16 protein-coding genes are annotated in these 18,613 nt (G+C 73.4%); 6 read left to right on the forward strand and 10 right to left on the reverse strand.

Features of this window, described 5'->3' with window-relative positions:
• Positions 1-5: 5 nt before the first annotated feature.
• Complete coding sequence (locus tag H958_RS37475) at positions 6-3,107, forward strand: M36 family metallopeptidase (protein WP_156027995.1); 3,102 nt, start codon at positions 6-8, stop codon at positions 3,105-3,107.
• A gap of 567 nt (positions 3,108-3,674) precedes the next feature.
• On the opposite strand, the gene H958_RS0114890 is transcribed toward H958_RS37475, so the two are convergent.
• Entirely contained in the window at positions 3,675-4,610 is a 936-nt protein-coding gene (locus tag H958_RS0114890; protein WP_028059254.1) for a hypothetical protein, read from the reverse strand.
• Between the two features lie 114 nt (positions 4,611-4,724).
• Between H958_RS0114890 and H958_RS0114895 the strand changes: the two genes are divergently transcribed.
• Positions 4,725-5,141 (forward strand): hypothetical protein, encoded by a 417-nt coding sequence (locus H958_RS0114895; RefSeq protein ID WP_231379252.1) that lies wholly within the window; start codon positions 4,725-4,727, stop codon positions 5,139-5,141.
• A 91-nt stretch (positions 5,142-5,232) separates the two neighbouring features.
• Here the strand turns inward: H958_RS0114895 and H958_RS0114900 are convergent, their stop codons facing one another.
• The 4 genes from H958_RS0114900 to H958_RS37480 form a co-directional block, all read right to left on the reverse strand.
• The gene (locus H958_RS0114900) at positions 5,233-5,877 is read right to left on the reverse strand and encodes an HAD family hydrolase (protein WP_028059256.1); all 645 of its coding nucleotides are present in this window, start codon (positions 5,875-5,877) and stop codon (positions 5,233-5,235) included.
• Positions 5,874-6,737 carry a DUF7065 domain-containing protein gene (locus tag H958_RS0114905; protein WP_028059257.1) on the reverse strand — a complete coding sequence of 288 codons (864 nt, stop codon included), beginning with the start codon at positions 6,735-6,737 and terminating at the stop codon, positions 5,874-5,876. Before H958_RS0114905 ends, H958_RS0114900 begins: the two co-directional genes overlap by 4 nt.
• Entirely contained in the window at positions 6,734-7,192 is a 459-nt protein-coding gene (locus H958_RS0114910; protein ID WP_028059258.1) for an FxsA family protein, read from the reverse strand. Before H958_RS0114910 ends, H958_RS0114905 begins: the two co-directional genes overlap by 4 nt.
• Positions 7,193-7,266: 74 nt before the next feature.
• Positions 7,267-7,587, reverse strand: coding sequence for an STAS domain-containing protein (locus tag H958_RS37480; protein ID WP_081685902.1), 321 nt, complete (start codon positions 7,585-7,587; stop codon positions 7,267-7,269).
• A 70-nt stretch (positions 7,588-7,657) separates the two neighbouring features.
• Here H958_RS37480 and H958_RS0114920 point away from each other — a divergent pair, with 70 nt between their 5' ends.
• Positions 7,658-7,954 carry a metal-sulfur cluster assembly factor gene (locus tag H958_RS0114920; RefSeq protein WP_156027996.1) on the forward strand — a complete coding sequence of 99 codons (297 nt, stop codon included), beginning with the start codon at positions 7,658-7,660 and terminating at the stop codon, positions 7,952-7,954.
• Positions 7,955-8,060: 106 nt separating this feature from the next.
• Positions 8,061-9,023, forward strand: coding sequence for an acyl-CoA desaturase (locus H958_RS37485; RefSeq protein ID WP_081685903.1), 963 nt, complete (start codon positions 8,061-8,063; stop codon positions 9,021-9,023).
• On the opposite strand, the gene H958_RS43400 is transcribed toward H958_RS37485, so the two are convergent.
• From H958_RS43400 to H958_RS0114945, 4 genes are read right to left on the reverse strand one after another with little or no spacing between them, the layout of a single operon-like run.
• Positions 8,996-9,403, reverse strand: coding sequence for a DUF2294 domain-containing protein (locus H958_RS43400; RefSeq protein ID WP_051324276.1), 408 nt, complete (start codon positions 9,401-9,403; stop codon positions 8,996-8,998). The two genes, H958_RS37485 and H958_RS43400, sit on opposite strands and share 28 nt — an antisense overlap.
• 4 nt (positions 9,404-9,407) lie before the next feature.
• Complete coding sequence (locus H958_RS37495) at positions 9,408-10,850, reverse strand: WS/DGAT/MGAT family O-acyltransferase (RefSeq protein WP_051324277.1); 1,443 nt, start codon at positions 10,848-10,850, stop codon at positions 9,408-9,410.
• 44 nt (positions 10,851-10,894) lie between these two features.
• Complete coding sequence (locus tag H958_RS0114940) at positions 10,895-11,620, reverse strand: sulfite exporter TauE/SafE family protein (RefSeq protein WP_028059260.1); 726 nt, start codon at positions 11,618-11,620, stop codon at positions 10,895-10,897.
• A 20-nt stretch (positions 11,621-11,640) separates the two neighbouring features.
• Positions 11,641-12,054, reverse strand: a complete 414-nt coding sequence (locus H958_RS0114945; RefSeq protein WP_028059261.1) for a hypothetical protein — start codon at positions 12,052-12,054, stop codon at positions 11,641-11,643.
• A gap of 87 nt (positions 12,055-12,141) precedes the next feature.
• Here H958_RS0114945 and H958_RS0114950 point away from each other — a divergent pair, with 87 nt between their 5' ends.
• The gene (locus H958_RS0114950; protein ID WP_028059262.1) at positions 12,142-13,437 is read left to right on the forward strand and encodes an acyl-CoA dehydrogenase family protein; all 1,296 of its coding nucleotides are present in this window, start codon (positions 12,142-12,144) and stop codon (positions 13,435-13,437) included.
• Between the two features lie 49 nt (positions 13,438-13,486).
• On the forward strand, positions 13,487-14,350 hold the full coding sequence (locus H958_RS0114955; RefSeq protein ID WP_028059263.1) for a M28 family metallopeptidase: 864 nt from the start codon (positions 13,487-13,489) through the stop codon (positions 14,348-14,350).
• On the opposite strand, the gene H958_RS37500 is transcribed toward H958_RS0114955, so the two are convergent.
• Positions 14,325-17,972 (reverse strand): phosphodiester glycosidase family protein, encoded by a 3,648-nt coding sequence (locus H958_RS37500; RefSeq protein ID WP_051324278.1) that lies wholly within the window; start codon positions 17,970-17,972, stop codon positions 14,325-14,327. The two genes, H958_RS0114955 and H958_RS37500, sit on opposite strands and share 26 nt — an antisense overlap.
• Between the last annotated feature and the right edge of the window lie 641 nt (positions 17,973-18,613).

Genomic DNA, 18,613 nt, shown 5'->3' on the forward strand with positions numbered 1-18,613 from the left:
TCGGCGTGCCCGCGACCGCGCGCGGCCAGGACAAGTCGTACCGCGGCGGCGGGCGCACGCTGACGAGCACGATGAAGGCCGACCGCGCGGCGCTCGCGCGCCGCCTCGGTCCGCAGGCGGTGCTCGACGTCGACGCGGCGACGGGCACGCCGCGCGCCCTCGGCCGGCTGGACGGCGCGCTCACCGGTCCGTCCTCGGCGGACCCGGTCGCGATCGCGGACGGCTACGTGCGCTCCCACCTGCCGGCGCTGGGACTGACGGATTCCGACCTCGACACGCTCGGACCGGCCGAGACCGCGACCACGCCGAGCGGCATCACGCAGGTGCGCCGGCGCCAGTCCTTCGGCGGCATCCCGAGCTCCGGCAGCGAGCTGCGGGTCAACGTCGCGCGCGACGGGCGCGTGATCAACGTGCTCGGCTCGCCCGCGCACGACCTCTCCGTGGGCTCGGTCGCTCCAGGACTCGACGGGGGCGAGGCGGTCCGCGCCATCCAGGCCGACGTCGGCGCCTACCGGTCGCTGCCGCGCGCGAGCGGGCCGGCGGGCGTGACTCGCGCGACGAGGTTCCGCGACGGTACGCGCGCGTCGCTGGAGCTGTTCCAGCGCGCCGCCGGCCCGCGGCTGGCGTGGCGCGTCATGTACAAGGCGGCGCCGGACGCCGTCTACGACGCCGTGGTCGACGCGCGCACCGGCGCCGTGCTGCGGCGGGTGAACATCGTCAAGTCGGATAGCGCGGGCCTGGTCTGGGAGCGCTATCCCGGACGGGAGGGACCGTTCGGCACGCAGCAGCGCGTCGACATGGCGCTGTGGCTGACCTCGGCCTCGACGCTGACCGGGCCGAACGCGCACGCGTACTCCGACGTCGACCACGACGACGTCGCGGAGCCGGCCGAGGAGGTCGTGCCGGGCGAGTATCCGTTCACGCCGGTGACGTCGCCGGCGCTCGGCTGCGACGCGCTGCACCTGTGCTCGTGGAACTCGACGACGGTGCCGTGGCAGACCAACCGCGAGCAGAACGCGGTCCAGGCCTTCTACTACGCGAACAGGTTCCATGATCACCTGGCGGCCGCGCCGATCGGCTTCACGCCGCAGTGGGGCAGCTTCGAGGGAGACGACAAGCTCGAGATCAACACCGACGACGGCGCGAACAGCCTCGACCTTGCTCACCTCGACAACGCCAACATGGCGACGCCGCCCGATGGGTCCTCGCCGCGCATGCAGATGTACCTGTTCCGCAATGGCGCCGGCTACCGGCAGGTCAACGGCGGCGACGACGCGGCGATCGTCTATCACGAGTACACGCATGGGCTCTCGGGCCGGCTGGTGACCGACGCGGGCGGGTCGGCCGCGCTCAACTCGGCGCAGGCGGGTGCGATGGGCGAGGCGTGGAGCGATTGGTACGCGATGGACTACCTCGTCGACGAACACATCGCGACCGATACCTCCGCGCCGGGGGAGATCGACGTGGGGGAGTACACCGACAGCACCCCCCACACGCTGCGCACGCAGCCCGCGGATTGCCCCGTCGGCGCCCCGAGCCCCGCGTGCCCGAAGGGTGGCTACACCTACGGCGACTTCGGCAAGGTCCTGGGGCGGCCCGAGGTGCACGCCGACGGGGAGATCTGGCTCGAGACGCTGTGGGACCTGCGGACGGCGGTCGGCTCGGAGCGCGCCGAGCAGCTGATCACCGACGGGATGCGGCTGTCGCCGCCCGAGCCTTCGTTCCTCGATGCGCGCAACGCGATCCTGGAGGCCGACGCCGCCGCCACGGGCGGCGCCAACCGCACCACGCTGTGGAACCTGTTCCGCGCGCGCGGCATGGGCTACTTCGCCGGCGCGGTCGACGGCGACGACACGTCGCCCACCGCCGATTGGACGGCGCCGCCGGCGGCCGACGCGCCGCGCGGCACGATCTCGGGCAGGGTCACGAGCACGGAGACGGGCGCGCCGCTGAGCGGCGTCAAGGTCGGCGTCTCCGGGCTGGCGAGCGGGCCGGACGCGCTCGGCGCGACGACCGGCGGCGACGGCCGCTACACGATCTCCGGCGTGCCGGAGGCGTCCTACCCGCGGCTCGAGTTCGTCCACGGCGGCTACGACACGGTCGTTCGGCCCGTGCGCGTGCTCGCCGGACAGACGACGGCGCGCGACGCCGTGCTGCGCCGCAACTGGGCGTCGGCGAGCGGGGGCGCCTCCGTCGACAGCATCCACGACGAGTACACGAGCTACGGGTGCGGGCCGGACAAGGCGATCGACCAGGCGCTGGCGACCGGCTGGTCGTCCGACAACCCGGCCTACCCGTCGACCGGCGGCAACCACGCCGACCCGGTCGAGGCCGTGATCAAGCTGCCGCAGGCGGTCGACGTGGAGACGTTCGGGATCGACCCGAAGTACACCTGCGGCGACGAACCGGCCGATTCGACGAAGCACGCGACGGTCGAGACCTCGACGCAGGCCGACTGCTCGACCATGGTCCCCGCGAGCGACCAGACGTTCACGAGCGACGCGTGGGGAAAGCTGAACGAGTTCGCGCCGGACGCGGGCGCGGCGGGAGCGCGCTGCGTACGCCTGCGCCTGCTCTCATCCTTCGGCGCCGACGATGCGGCGACGGAGTTCCGCGACCTGTCGGAGTTCGGCGTCTACTCCTCGCCGCCGCCGGAGCAGCCGCTCGCCGTCGACCCGACGCCCACGCCGACGCCGACGCCGACCCCCGCCCCGTCGCCCGGACCGACGCCGGCCCCCACGGCGACGCCGTCGCCGCCGCCGGCAGGCGGAACGCCGCTGGTGGCGAAGCCGGCCTTCGCGCTGCCGTCGAGCGGGAAGAAGGGCGCGGCCGTGTTCACGGTCACGTGCGAAGCCGCGTGCAAGGTCGACGCGTCGCTGACGGCGGACTCCAGGACGGGCCGCCGGCTGGGATTCAGAACGCTCGGGTCGAGGTCCGCCTCGCTCGCCGCGGGCCGGCGATCGGTCACGGTCACGCTCTCCGCGAAGGCGCGGCGGGCGCTTCGCCGGCACAAGCTCAGGTCTGTCACCGTCACGCTCTCGGTATCCGCGCACTACGGGAGCGGCAAGGCCGTGAAGACGAGCCGGCGCGTGAAGATCAAGCTCTGACGCCAGGGGCGGGCTGCGCGGCCGCGATCACACGAGCCACCGAACCGCCGCAATCAACCACGAGCGCCCACGATCGCGCACGGCACCCCCTCGCCCACGATGATCGTTCCGCCCTCGCGCCCCGCCGCGGCGATGCGGGGAGCCGGGCGCGGCGACCCGCGCCGGCGCGCGGCGCCGCCTCGCGTCCCGAGACCCGATCCGCGCCCCTCCCTTACTGCCCGCCGTTCGCCGGCCCCGGCACGGCGACACGCGAACGCGCGCCGGCTCGCGGCCCGCGCGACGAAGCGCCACGACCCGCGTCCCGCCGCGGCGACACGGGGACGCCGCCGGAGTGACCCGCGGCCCGCGTCCCGCCGCGACGACGCGCGGCGACCCCCGCCGGCGACCCCGCCGGCGCGCGGCGCCGGCGCGCGGCGCCGCCGCGCGTCCCGAGACCCCGATCCGCGCCCTTCCCTTACTGCCCGCCGTTCGCCGGTCCCGGCACGGCGACACGCGAATGCGCGCCGGCTCGCGGCCCGCGCGACGAAGCGCCGCCGCGCCACGACCCGCATCCCACATCCGGCGCCCTCACGGGTCCGGATACGGCTGCAGCGCCACGGCGCCCGTGAACATCCGGCTCCCCAGCTCGTACGCCCCGCCCGCGGCCGTCGCCAGCTCCATCGTCGGCCGCCCCGCCCGCCGCACGTTGAGGTGCACCTCGGCGAGCCCGGCGTGCAGGACCTCTCGCTCGCCGGCGACCGGGTCCGGGCCGACGCCGGCGTAGCGGAAGCCGGCGATCTGGTCCGTGTCTGCGTGGACGGCGACGCGGATGTCGGCACGCTCGCCGGGCACGATCGCCTCGAGCCTCCCGGGGCCGGCGACGACGCGCACGCCGGGGATGTGGGCGAGTCCGCCGAGCCGCAGCCGCGCGCCGCCGAGCGAGAGCGCGCCGTTGGCGATCCAGGGCGTCGTCCTCCCCGCGGCGCGAACGCGTGCGAGCGTGAGCTCGAGCCAGGCCTCGGGCTCGTCCTCGAAGCCGGCCGCGTGCAGCCAGACCCAGCGGTCGGCGTGCTCGGCGCCCCAGTTGTGTCCCGCCGTCGCGCGCCACCCGACGACCTCCTGCACGCGTGCGTCGAGCACGACGCGGCCGCTCGCTATGCAGTCGGGCACCGGCGCCTCCACCTTCGTGCGCGGGAGCGGAAGGCGGTAGAGCGCGGACGGCCGGAGATGGCGCAGCGGCGGCTCCCCGCTGGAGAGCGTCAGCTCCCACGACGCCATCCGCCCGCGCGCGCGGGCCTCGCCGTGGAAGCCGCCCGGCCCGGCGGCGCCCGGCGGCGGCCCGGAGAACGACTGCTTGACCGCCTGGGCGCCGTCGGCGTCGAACAGCGTGCACCAGAGCGCTGCCGAGTCCCTCGCCGCGCCTGCCGGGCGGTGACGCGTGTGCCGGATCCAGAGGGCCCTCGGGGGCCGTCCCGGCTCGGCGTCGCGCGCGCTCAGGAACCACGACTCGTAGCGTCCGGGCACCTCGCCATTGTGCCGTCCGACACACCGCGTACCGTGAGCGGCGTCGTCATCCCCCCATTCCGAGGACGAGGACGGATGCCACTCTGCTTCATCGAACCCCAAGACGCCATCCGCGTGATCGCCGAATCCGTCGGTCGCGAGGCGCGCCGGCAGTTGCTCGGCGAACTGGTGCGTGCCTGGGTCGACGAGATCCCGGAGGGCGAGCTCGCCTCCCACTACGCCAAGGCCGTCGCCGACCTGGATGAGCACGATCTCTCGATGCTCGCCGCCTGGCACGCGTCGATGGAGGTCGGGATGCCGGTCGCCAACAAGGAGTTCCTGATGGGCGCCTTCCAGGGCCTCGGGGACAACCGGCGCGAGGCGCTGCGGATCGCCGCGGGCCTGCGCGGCGAAGACGCGTTCGCGGCCGGCGTGGCGGAGGAGCAGGCGCTGGAGAGCGTGCTTCCCTGGCTCTCGCGCGAGCGTGCGACCGAGCTCGCGGCCGAGTGCCTCGAGCTCTACTGCTGGGATCGCCTGGGCAGCGACAACTAGCCCGCGGGCGGCTTGTGCTCGAGCTGACCGCCGGCGAGGGCTTCTAGCGCGTCCTGGGCCGGCCCGCATCTGTGCCCGAGCCCGCGGGCGCCTAGAACAGCGCGTCGAGCTCCGCGATCGCCTGCTCGGGGTCGCGGTAGTGGATCGCGTGCATCCCCGCCTCGCGCGCGGGCGGCAGGTTGACCTCGAGGTCGTCGACGAACGCGCAGGCCCCGCCCGGAAGCCCGAGCCGCTCGAGCGTGAGCGCGTAGATCTCGGGCTCGGGCTTGCGCACGCCCTCGAAGCCCGAGTCGACGATCAGCTCGAAGATGTCGTCGGCGGCGAGCTTGGCGCGCCAGATCGGCTGCCACTCGCGCACGTTGTTCGTGAGGATCGCGAAGCGGATGCCGCGCGCGTGCAGCCGCCGGTAGTACGCGAGCAGCGGCTCGTTGCGCTCGAGCGAGCCCATCAGCCGCGCGCCGTAGCCGTCGAGATCGACGGAGCGGCCGAGCACCTCGCCGAGGCTCGCGGCGAGATCGCCGATGAACTCGGGCTCGGAGATCTGCCCGCGCTCGAGCTTGAACAGCGGCGGCTCGCCGGCACGCTCGGCGGACAGCCGCATCGCGGCGCCGAGCGCCTCGACCGAGATGCCGAGCTCCGCGTTCGCGCGGGCGAACGCGTCGAGCAGCGGGGTCGTGAGGACGCCGCCGAAGTCCGTCACCACCGCGCGCAGCGGCGTGTCGCGGGCTCCGCTCACGCGGCGCGGCGGATGACGTCGTAACGGCCCACGGCCGTGTGGCCCTCGACGTGCCAGCGGAAGAACGCGACGTCGAGCCGCAGCGCACCGAGCTCCAGCGTCGATCCGGCGACGACCTCGCCGGTGCCGCGGAACGGGTAGTCGTCGGACTTCTCGAGCCACAGCTCGAGACCGGCGCGGATCTGGCGGCCTTCCTCGTCCATCGTCGTCGACAGGCGCGCGTCGTCGACCCCCCGCGCGCGCTCGCCGTCGAGCGCCGCCGCCCACATCGCCTCGTCGGCGTGCGCGGTCATGCCCGCGGGCCGGACGGCGTTGATGACGACGCCCGTCCCGTCGTGCAGCCACGCGCCGACCGAGCGCGTGAGCGCAATCCGGTCCCAGTCCGGATTGCCCCACGTGTGGCCGCGCTGCCCGAGCCCGTCGACCGCGCGCGAGCGGCCGCCGACGCGCACGGTGCCGGTCACGCGGCACAGCTGCTCGTAGCCCTCGAGCCCGCCGGCCTTGGCGACCTTCTCGCGGCCGCCCAGCTCCGCCGACGGCGTCGTCGCGGCGAACTCGAGCGCGAACGCCGGCTCGCCGTCGCTGCGCAGCGTCCAGCGCCGCAGCGGCTCCTCGACCGTCGCCGAGACGGCCTCCGCCGCGTCGTCGCCGGCCATCGCCACGGCACCCAGGGGCTCACGTCCCGCGAACGCGATCGCCAGCGCGCTCGGCTGCTCGACCGAGTCCGCACCCAGACCCGTCGCCACGCGCGCGAGGCCGTAGAGCCCGGCGTCCGGGTCGGCCCACGCGAATGTGACAGCGTCGGTGTCGCCAGGCTTGCGCAGCGCGTGCGCCGCCTCCGCCTTCTCGGCCGAGCTCATCGCGGGCGGTCGAGCTGGTCGGGCTCGACGTCGACCGCGGTGCCGTCCACGTCGTCCGCGCGATCGCGGCGCGAGCGGGGCGGGCTCGCCGCCATGACGCGCAGCGTCGCGCGGCGCACCACCAGCCCGCGCACGAGCACGCGCGTCGGCGGGATCAGGAACAGCAGCCCGAACACGTCGGTGATGAAGCCGGGCGTGAGCAGCAGCGCGCCGCCGAAGATCACCAGCACGCCGTCGAGCGCCTCGCGCGTCGGCGCCCGGCCTTCCGCGATCGCTGCGTTGAACCGCCGCCACGCGAGGCGCCCCTGCGAGCGCATCAGCATGGAGCCGAGGATCGAGTCCGCCAGCAGCAGCGCGATCGTCCACCAGACGCCGATCAACTGTCCGACCTGGATGATCACGGCCAGCTCGGCGATCGGCACGACGATGAACAGGACGATGAGGAGCAGGGGCATCTTGTGCGCCTACGTTACGCGGGCATCCTCAACCGCGTGTGATCGCCGGGTCGGCGCGCGGACAGCGCGCGCTACTAGGCCAGCGCCGGCAGAGGCCCGCTGTCGATCCGTACGGCGGGCAGCCGGTGCAGCCCGACCGTCTCGATCAGGAAGCGGATGTTCGGCTGCGGATGCGCGAGCAAGAGCGTCTGCCCCTGCGCGCGCAGCCGCTGCGCGAGGCATGCGAGATCGATCATCAGCGACGAGTCGGCGAAGCGCAGTCCGGACAGGTCGACGATCACATCGCGCGTCGCGTTGAGCGCGGCCGACAAGGGACGGCGGCGCCGGCCGCTTGTTGTCCGGTCCTCATCCCCCTCGATGCGGAGGATCGCGAGCTGTGCGTCGAAGCTGACGATCCGGGGAACTTACAACGTACCCGCCGGTGCGTACAGTCCAGTTCGCGCGGATATTCCTACACTCTTTCCGATGATCGACGAAGACGACGTCTACGAGGCGCTCTCAAACGTCATCGACCCGGAGCTCGGGCTCGACTTCGTCGAGCTCGGCCTGATCTACGGGCTCGAGATCGACGGCGGGACGGTCAACGTCACGTTCACGCTGACGACCCCCGCGTGCCCGATCGGTCCTCAGGTGACCGAGCAGATCCAGGAGTTCGTCGGCGAGCTCCCCGGCGTCGAGACGGTCAACGCGAGCATGGTGTTCACACCGCCGTGGAGTCCGGAGAAGATGTCCGAGGACGCGAAGTTCGCCCTCGGCTACTGACCGAGGTCTAAAGTGGCCTGTGGAGGGCATCGAGCGGCGACGCCGGATCCCCGGTAGCGCCGACTGACTTCCGAGCCCCAGCTGATCCCCTTCTCGGAGGTGCCGGATGCCCGGCCTCGAACCAGTGACCGCCGTCGCGCCCACCCGGGACGATATTGAGCCGGTCGCACACGAGACCGTCGATCGGATCGTCACCGGTGGAGCGGTCGTGATCCCGTTCCTGGCGCTCGGCGTCGCCGGATGGCAGGTGTGGGGCCGCGCGCTGCGCCCCGTCGACCTCGTGCTCTTCCTCGCGCTCTACGTCGCGACGGCGCTCGGCGTGACCGTCGGGTACCACCGGCACTTCACGCACCGCAGCTTCAAGACGACGCGCGCGGTGCGGGTGATCCTGGCGGTGCTCGGCTCGGCGGCGGTCGAGGGGCCCGTGATCTCGTGGGTCGCCGACCACCGCAAGCACCACGCCTTCAGCGATCGCGAAGGCGATCCGCACAGCCCGCACGTCGGTCACGGCGCCGGCTGGCGCGGCACGCTGCGCGGACTGCTCCACGCCCACCTGGGGTGGCTGTTCGTGCACGACCAGCGCGGCAAGCGCTCGCGCTACGCCCCGGACCTCCTGGCCGATCGCGCCATCCGCTTCGTCGACCGGACCTTCCTGGTCTGGGTGGTCGCCGGCCTCGCGCTGCCGTTCGGCCTGGGCTACGTGACCGGCGGGTCGCTCGTCGAGGCGCTCACCGCGCTGCTGTGGGGCGGAGCGGTGCGGATGCTCGTGCTCCATCACGTCACGTTCTCGATCAACTCGCTCTGCCACACCTTCGGACGGCGCCGCTTCGCGACGACCGACGAGTCGCGCAACCTCGCGTGGCTCGCCCTGCCTTCGATGGGCGAGGCGTGGCACAACAACCACCACGCGTTCCCGACGTCCGCCGCGCACGGCATGCGCCGGTGGGAGATCGACCCGTCGGCGCTCGTCATCGGCGCGCTCCAGGCGACGGGGCTCGCCTGGGACGTCCAGCGCATCTCGCGCGAGCGGCAGGAGCGCCGCTATCCGCGGCCGGCCGGGACCTCGTGATCGTCGACGAGGTCGCTCGGGGCGAGCACGAACACCTCGCAGATCATGTCGGGCGACTGCTGGTTGCCGCTCATGAAGCCGATCACGCGCCGGCCGGTCGCGTGCTCGACGACGGCCTCGAAGCGCTCGCGCATGACGTCCTGGAACTCCATCCGCTGCTGGATGACGGCATCGCCGCGGCCGCCGTCCAGCAGCGTCTGCTCCACGCGCGTGAACCCGCCGCGCAGCAGGCAGACGACGAGGTCGTCCTGGTAGTACGTCTTGGCCTGCGTCGGCCCGCGGCCGTAGTACTCCTTCAGCAGCGCGACCATGCCGTCGGAGATCGCGGTCAGGACGTCGCCGCGGGTGCCGTGCAGGCTGTGGACGTCGCGCTCGGGCATCGCCTCACGAGATCGCCTTGACGTTCGCCCGGCGGCGCTTCGGCGCCGCTTCGGCGCGCGCCGCGTCGACGAGCTCGGTGAGCGAGACGTCGAGCGCTTCTGCGAACTCCGCGATGTCGGGCATCGCGTCGTAGTCGCCGAGCAGCCCGAAGTCGATGCCCCCGTTGTAGGAGATGATCGCCACGGCGAGCGATTGGTTCTCCGGCAGGAACGCGATCGGGAACAGGTCGCGCAGCTCGCGGCCGAGCACGTAGAGCGGCAACTGCGGACCGGGCACGTTGGTGACGAGCAGATTGAACAGCCGCGTCGAGAACTGCAGCCGCGACGCCTGCGCGAGGATCGTCGGCGGCGCGAGCGCCTCGAGTGCCGTGATCGTCTCGGCGCCGACCGCCTGCTTGGACTCCTTGAGCCCCTCCATCGCCGCGCGCACGACGCGCAGCCGCGCGACCGGATCCTCGACGTAGACGGGCAGCGGCGCGCGCATCGCGACGATGCGGTTGCCGAGCTGGTGATGCTCGTCCTTCGCTCGGATCGAGACCGGGACGAGCGCGCGCAGCTCGAGCCCTTCGGTTCGCACGCCCCGCGAGCGCAGCCAGCGCCGCAGCCCGCCGGCGACGACGGTCAGCATCACGTCGTTGACGGTGCCGCCGAACGTGTTCTTGACGAGCTTGAAGTCGGCCAGCTCGTTGCGCACGAACGCGAGCCGGCGGTGCGGGCCGATCGGCACGTTGAGCGGCGTCGACGGCGCAGGGTTCAGCGCCGCCCAGGCGACCTCGCCGATGCCCTCGAGCGCCTCGCGCGCGTCGTCCAGCGCGCGCCCGGGATGCGCCGAGGCCGACAGCGCCCGCCCCGCGAGGTCGAACGGCAGCCGCGCGAGCCCGCGCACGCCCCGCGCGGCCAGCGCCACCGGGCTCGGCTCCGGCCGCGCGACCCACGGCTCGCCGGGGTGCTGCGGGCGCAGCGTCTCGGGCGACGGGTCGAACAGCACCGTCATCATGTCCACGCCCGAGATGCCGTCGACAAGCGCGTGATGGCTCTTTGAGATCAGCGCGAAGCGCCCGCCCTCGAGCCCTTGGACGAGCCACGTCTCCCACAGCGGCTTCGCCCGATCGAGCCGCTGCGAGTGAATCCGCGCGGCGAGCGCGCGCAGCTGCTCCTCAGAGCCGGGGTGCGGAAGTGCCGTGTGCCGGACGTGGTAGGAGAGATTGAACGTCGGGTCGTCGACCCACACCGGCCGCCCGGTCTCGAGCGGCGGGAACGCGAGCTTCTGGCGATAGCGCGGGACCAGATGCAGGCGCGAGCGGATATGCGTCAAGAACTGGTCGTAGTCCGGCGACGGACCGTCGAAGATCAGCACGGCGCCGACATGCATGTGGCTGTTCGCGCGCTCCTGGGCGAGGAACGACGCGTCGATGGCCGAGAGCCGGTCTCCGTGCGTCTGCGCCATGGTCGTCTCCTCTCGCCGGTCGGTGCGGCGGCAAGCGTACCCAGTCAGACGAGGACGCTCACCAGCCCCACGAGCACCGCTAACACAAGAGTGGCATTCAGCACCGGCTCGTAGCGCCCTCCGCCGGCGAGACGCGCGAACACGCGCCGGCCCGCGAGATGCCCGATCGCCGCGGCGGGAAGCAGCGCGGCGACGAGCACGAGGTCCGGCGACGCCGGCGTCCCGGTGGCGAGCAGCGCCGCCGCGCCGAGTGCGCTGAGCCCGAGGAAGCACGTCGTCAAGCTGTCGCGCACGCGCTCCGGCTCGGCGCCGCGGCCCAGCAGATGCAGCAGCAGCGGCGGGCCCGACGTCGTGGTCGACGTCGTCAGCGCGCCCGCCGCCAATCCCGCCGTCCACGCCGGGACTCGCAAGTGCCGGCCGGCGACGTGCCGCGTCAGCAGCGTGCCGAGCACGCCCGCCGTCACCGCGAGCTGCAGCGCGAGCGGCGACAGCGTGCGCAGCACGACGACGCCGGCCAGCGCGCCGGGCGCCGCCCACGCGAGCATCAGCGCGCAGCGCCGCCACAGCGGTTGCGGCCGGCGCCGCTCAGACGCGAGCGTCAGCACGTTGACCTCGGTCCCGAGCACGATCAACAGCCCGACCGCGTGCTCGGGCTCGATCGCCGCGAACAGCAGCGGCGCTGCGACCAGCGAGAACCCGAAGCCGGTCGCCGACTGCATCAGGGCGCCGGCGGCAACGCCGGCACCGGCGGCGACCACCAGCGCGCTCATCGCGCGTGAAGGCTAGAACGTCAGCTTGCGCGACCGGCCGCGCGCCCACTCCGCCGGATCTCCCGCGCGCGGACCTGAAGGCGGCGCAGATGCTCCTCGTGCTCGCGGCGCGACAGCACGTCGTTGGGGCGGTCGCGCCAGTTCTGGAAGCGGCGCGCGGCGGCCAGGCGCGGCGTCTCGGAGACGGCGTCGAGCGGGATCCGGCGGTTGCGGCCTGCGACGTGGACGAACGCGAGCATCGGCTCCTCTTCGTGCTCGCGCGACGTCGCGATGTGCAGGATCCCGAGCAGCGGGCCGCCGATCACCGCGAAGGCGGAGAGCGCGAGCGTCAGGGGGGTGGCCGGCCAGGTACCGCTGAGCCAGCCGGCGATCGCCGCGGCCATGAACAGCGGGCTGGCGAAGGCCGCGAGAAGAGCGAGCGCGCGAGAGGTCATGGTGCTCTACGCATCGGCTCGGGACGGGCGCGGCTTGACTGGGGTCCAGACCCGGTATTCGGGGCGCCGGCTGCGATCATCCGTGCCATGGCGTGGGACTTCTCAACCGAACCCGAGTTCGAGGCGCAGCTGGAGTGGATGCGCACGTTCGTGCGCGAGCAGGTCTGGCCGATCGAGACGGTCTTCGACGAGCTCGGGGACGCCGGGTTCCGCCGCGCGATCGCGCCTCTGCAGGAGCAGGTCAAGGCGCGCGGGCTGTGGGCGGCGCACCTGCCGCCTGATCTCGGCGGCCAGGGCTTCGGCCAGGTCAAGCTCGGGCTGATGCACGAGATCCTCGGCAGCTCGCCGTTCGCGCCCGCGGTGTTCGGCAACGCCGCGCCGGACTCGGGCAACTCCGAGGTGCTGGCGCTGGCCGGCTCGCCCGATCAGAAGGAGCGCTACCTCTACCCGCTGCTCGCCGGGGATCTGCGCAGCGCCTTCTCGATGACCGAGCCGGAGACCGCCGGGTCCGATCCCACGCTGCTGCAGACGCGCGCGGTGCAGGACGGCGACGACTGGGTGATCAACGGTCACAAGTGGTTCTCCACCAACGGCTCCGTGGCCGACTTCCTGATCGTGATGGCGGTCACCGACCCCGAGGCCAAGCCGCACCAGCGCGCGTCGATGTTCGTGCTCGCGGCCGACACGCCCGGCGTGCGGATCGTCCGCGACATCCCGACGATGGAGCACCCGCAGGAGCACTTCGGCCGCTACGGCGGCCACTCGGAGATCTACTACGAGGACGTGCGCGTCCCGGGCGACGCGCTGCTCGGCGCGCGCGGCGCCGGCTTCCTGATCGCCCAGCAGCGGCTCGGCCCCGGGCGCATCCATCACTGCATGCGCTGGCTCGGCGTCTCGCGGCGCGCGTTCGACATGCTGTGCGAGCGCGCCGTCTCGCGCTACGCGTTCGGCTCCAACCTGGGCGACAAGCAGACCGTGCAGAACTGGATCGCGGACTCGCTCGCGCAGATGCAGGCGGCGCGGCTGATGACGCTGCACGCGGCGTGGAAGATGGACACCGAGGGCGCGGCGGCCGCGCGCACCGAGATCTCGCTGATCAAGTTCTACGGCGCCGGCGTGCTGTTCGACGTCGTCGACCGCGCGCTGCAGATCCACGGCGCGCTCGGCTACTCGACCGACCTGCCGCTGGAGCAGATGTACCGCTACGCGCGGGCCGCCCGGCTGTACGACGGCGCCGACGAGGTCCACCGCCAGTCCGTCGCGCGGCAGGTGCTGCGCGGCTACGAGCCGCACGAGGTCCCGAGCGAGCACGTCCCGACGCGCCGCGAGGCGGCACGCCGGCAGTTCGCGGAGCTGCTGGAGGCGGTGACCTCCAACGACTAGGCGCACGCCGGCGACGATCCTCGCGGCCGGCATCGCGATCGCCGCGGTCGTGGTGGTGCTCAAGCCGGGCCGGTCCGACCCGCAGGAGCCCGCGCTCGCGGCATCCTCCACGGCGACCGCGAGCCTCGTCGCCCCCGACCGCGGCAACCGCTTCGACGGCGCGCGCGCGTGGGCGATGCTCGAGTACCAGGTCGAGCTCGGCCCGCGCCCGGCCGGCTCGTCCGAGTCGCGCAGGCTCGCCGCCTACATCCGCGCGCGGCTGCCCCGCGGGCGCTACGAGAAGCTGCCCGGCGGCCTGCGCAACGTCGTGGGCGAGATCCCCGGCAAGGGCAAGGCGATCCTCGTCGGCGCGCACTACGACACCAAGGACATCCCCGGCTTCGTCGGCGCCAACGACGGCGCGGGCGGCACGGCGCAGATGCTCCAGGTGGCCGCCGACCTGCGGCGGATGAAACGGCCCGCGGGCGCGCCGCCGATCCGCTTCGTCGCCTTCGACGGCGAGGAGGCGACCGACGACGCCGACTTCTACGGCACGGGACTGCGCGGCTCCAAGCCGTACGCCCGCAAGCATGCCAAGCAGCTGCAGGCGATGATCCTGCTCGACTTCGTGGCCGACAAGGATCTCGGGATCCCGCGCGACGCGAGCTCGGACCCGGGCCTGTGGGCGAAGCTGCGCGCGGCCGCCCAGAAGGTGGGCTCGGGGGACGCGTTCCCGGCCCTCGATCAGGGCACGGTCGAGGACGACCACACGCCGTTCATCCGCCGCGGCGTGCCGTCGATCGACCTGATCGACTTCGTGTTCGCCTGCTGGCACAAGACCTGCGACGACCTCACCGCCGTGTCCGAGCAGTCGCTGGACACGAGCGGCGAGGCCGTGCTGGAGCTGCTCAGGGAGCTGTCGTCGACAGCGTGAACGTCAGCGTTGCCGAGTAGGCGCCGGTCCGCAGCGGGTCGTCGGCGCCGACGTGCTGGCGGAACCCGATCCCGAACGTGTCGTTGGAGACCGGGCCGGTCCACGCGGCCCTGCCGAGGTCGACCGCGACCGGCTCGGCGAGCTTGAACGCGCCGTTGGCGAGCGTGGCGCCCGACGCGCTGAGCGCCGCGTCGGCGGCCGTGGACGTCACCGTCGCCGTCGTCGAGGCGCTGTACTGCTTGTCGATCCCCGGCGTGAACGCGCCGAAGCTCGCCGCGCCGCCGAGCCTCAGCGCGAGCGTCGGCGGCACGGTGCCCCCGGCCGTCCCCGGCACGCCGACGACGATCGTCTTGGAGGCCGTGACCGGCGCGAGGTCGTCGCCGTCGCGCATCGACTCGTTGGCGACCGTGACGGTGACCTGGCCGGAGCGCAGGCCGGTGATCGTCCCGGCGACCGGGTCGAGCACGGCGACCTTGCCGGTCGTGTCCGCGTCCGTGCCGATCGCGAGGTTGTCCGAGCCGCCCCAGTGGACCGACATCGGGTAGCGCAGCGGCACGACGCGCGTGCCGGGCTGGACGCCGCTCGGCTGCACGATCGAGCCGGAGATCGCGCCTGTCGCTCCGGTCACCAGCGTGTCGGGCGCGTCGATCGTGGCGCTCTGCGCGAACGCGCGCACGTCGGCGCGCAGCCACGCGTCGCTCGCGCCCGGGTCGACGCCGAAGCGCACCCAGCCGGTGAAGCCGCCGCGATCCGGCGTGCCGTAGGGCGACTTGCCCGAGGACGGGAGGACCATGTACGGGACGCCGTCGACGCGCCGCACGTCGACGATCTGCGCGTGCGAGCCGGCCATCGCCGCGCCCTTGCCGCTGGTCTCGGTGAAGCGGGTCAGCAGGCGCTCGAGCAGCGCCGCCTCGTTGCGGTCGCCGAGCTGGCTGGCCTCGGTGGGATCGGGGTCGTGCGTCGGGTGATGCGCGAACACGACGACGTCCTTCACCGCCGGGTCGGTCGCCGCCGTGTCCAGCGCGTCCTGGAGCAGCGGGAGCTGGTCCCAGTCGGAGCCGCGCAGCGTCCCGCGCGTGCTGTTGAGCAGTACGAAGCGCACGCCGGCGTGGTCGAAGGTGCGATACGGCGTACCGAACTGCGCCTTCCACGCGTCCAGGTTGCCGGTGCCGTAGGACTCGTGGTTGCCCGGCACGTAGTAGCACGGGACCTGACCCGGACCGGGATCGGGCTGCTCGCCCGCCTTGACGAGATCGCAGCCGCCGGTCTCGAGCGTCGTCCTGGCCAGCGCGATGTCCTGCGGGTAGCCGGTGTCGACGATGTCGCCGTTGAGCACGACGAAGTCCGGACGGGTGGTGCGGATCCGCTTGAGCGCCGCGATCGCGACCTTGGTCAGCTCGGGCTGCGCGGCGGTGAACTGCACGTCGGACAGGGCGGCGAAGCTCCAGGCGCCGGAGAGCTTGCCGTCGGGGCTGATCAGCCGGTCGGCGAGCAGCGGGTCAGGCGCAGGCGCCTCGATCTCACTCGGGACGTCGACCTCGAGGTCGTCGAGCAGGAACGAGCCCTTGTACAGCTTCGTCGCCGACGTCTCGATCAGGCGCACGTTGTCCACGCGCACCGGGTACTGGACGCCGCTCGTGGGCAGATCGGCGGAGAACTTCTGCCAGCCGGCGCCGGTCGCATAGCCCGGGCGCAGGTCGATCGTCCTGTTGGCCGCGTCGCGCAGCGAGATCGTGACCCACTGGCCCTGGCCGTCGCCCTTGACCCACACGCTGGCGCGCAGCGGCTGGCCGGGCAGCATGATCTGCTGCTTGAGGACCGCGCCGGCGCTGCGGGTGGCGGTCGACGCCGTGAAGTCGTAGTCGACCTTCATCGCCTTGCCGGTGTGGCCGCCGTCGACGATCGAGATCGCGCCGGTGGGGGAGCGGTCGTTGCGGAAGCTCCACGGGCTGCCGTCGTCGAAGCCGCTGACGAGCTTCGTCTGGAAGCCGACGGTGACGGGCACGCGTGCGGTGAGCCCGGCGGCGCGCAGCGTGACGATCGTCGCGCCGTTGGCGGTCGGGACGATGCGCAGGCCACCGTCGGCCGCCGGCAGGATCGAGAGGACCGCGTGGTCGTAGTCGAGCACGATGTCCGACGGGTCGATCGGGGCGGTGTAGCCGTCGTCGTCGCGGCCGTTGAGGCGCAGGATCGACGCGGGGGAGCTGGTTTCGGCGAATGAGAGCCGCGCGGCCGAGGGCTCGAGCGCGCGCGGGGCGCCGAGCACGCGCACGTCGGCCGTCCCGGTGGCGGCGCCGTTGCGCGCGGTCACCGTCACGGTGCCGGACTCCGGCGCCTCCAGCGCCGCGCCGTCGATCGTGCCCGCCGACGCGCTCCACGTCACCGCGCCCGCTGCGACCGGCGCGTCGCGGTCATCGAGGCCCTTGGCGCCGAGCGCGCGGTGCAGGCCTCCGAAGACGCGGTCCTGGGCGCTCACGACGAGGCGGTGCAGCGTGCCGTCGCCGGGGCGCAGGAAGAGCCCGACGCCGTTCGGGTCGGCACGCTCGCTGCCGTCGGACGGCACGTTGCGCACGGTCGCGCCGAGCCCGCCGAGCGGGCGTGCGACGAGCGTCGTGGAGCCGCCGCCGTCGAGGTTGAGCGCGGTGTCGGCGCCGAGCGCCGCCATCAGGTCGCCCATCTGCGCGCGCGTCGGGCCGGGCACGAGCGACTGGCGCCCGTCGGCGATCGCCAGCAGCATCGTCCTGCCGCCGTCCTTGAAGCCGATCGCCGTGCGCGGCGCGTTGCCGTCGCTGCCCACGACCGACTCGGGCTGCGGGACGCCGTTCTTGACCAGGATCTGGCGCCCGCCGACGGCGAACGCGAGCTGGTCGGCGATGTCGCTCTTGAGCGCGTAGTGCAGCGCGACCGGATCGCCCGGCTGCAGCGCGCGCAGCGCGGCGGCGCCGGCCTCGCGGCCGTCGAGCGCGAACGCGTCGTCCGGGAGCTGCCCGGAGCCGGGCTGGCCGACCGACGCGACCTTGCCGCCGACCACGATCGCCTCGGCGACGTCGGTCGCGGTGTCGAGCCCGCGCCGGCGGCTGTAGATGCCCCACGCGGGCGTGTAGGCGACGATCGTCCCCGCTCCCGGACTGGTCGGGTCGTTCAGGCCCTTCACGGCCTTCGTCCCGCTCGGCAGGTCCGCGGTGGCGTCGAGCGTCAGGTTCGCGAGCCGGCCGAGGCCGTCGGGCGTGACGCCGGCGACCTGGGCCGAGCCGGCGCCGGACTTGATGATCTGCCCTGCGCCGATCTCAGGGCCGATCGCGGCATTGGAGTTGTTGATGTCGAAGAAGTCGCCGTTGACCCCGGCGACGGCGCCCGCCGCCTTTGCGGACGCCGACAGCGGGCCGCCGGCGGCGACCTTGCCCGCCGTCAGCAGGTCGGCCTTCACGCCGTCGCCCTGGAGGTCGACGGTCAGCACCTGCGCGTCGGTCCAGCCGATCTGCTGGAGCTCGACGAAGTGGCGCAGCGTGATGTCGGGGCCGATGCGCTCGGTCCTGTCGGACAGCGTGAGCGTGTCCGCGGCGTGCGCGGCCGGGGGGAGGGCCGCGCCCGCGACGAGTAAGGCGGCGACGAGGCGCCGCACTGGAGTGGGGAGCATAAGCACGGACTTCTTCCTGATTGCGCGTCCGCGCCTGTGATCATTTCGTGAGAATCACCAGTGAGCGGTCTCGCTTCGGGCGTGCGCGTCCGGCGAGGCGCCGGCGGCGCCGTGCTGTGCGCCGCCCGGGGGTCTCCGCGCCGCGGCTTCTCGGCGCCGCGGGCTGCGCCGCCGCGGTTCTCCGCGCCGCGGCTTCTCGGCGCCGCGGGCTGTGCGCCGCCCGGGGTCTCCGCGCGGCGGCTTGTCGGGGTCGGCGAACTGCGCTGGTAAGCGGATGGGTCAGCGTGCCTGGGCGGTTCGCGAGGCCGCGTGGTCGGCTCGGGCGGGCGTGGCGAGGGGGTGGCACCCCCGAGGCTCGTGGTCGATGATGGTCGGACGTGCGCGGAAGCGGGCGCGTCGGTGATCGAGCGTGTCCGTCGGGCCGAGGAGCCGGATCGACCCGCACTCCTTACCAGCGCAGTTCGCCGATCCCGCCACGCGCGGTGAGGTACGCGCGCGGCTCGGTCTCGCGGCCTGGACGATCGCGTCGGTGATCGAGCGTCTTCGTCGGCCTCCGGGCCCGAGAGACTCGCCGCCGCCGCGACTCGCTCGCCGCGTCCTCCGCGATGCCGCGCGCGCGATGATCG

It is taken from the genome of Candidatus Solirubrobacter pratensis (assembly GCF_000425945.1).
Taxonomy (GTDB): Bacteria; Actinomycetota; Thermoleophilia; order Solirubrobacterales; family Solirubrobacteraceae; genus Solirubrobacter; species Solirubrobacter pratensis.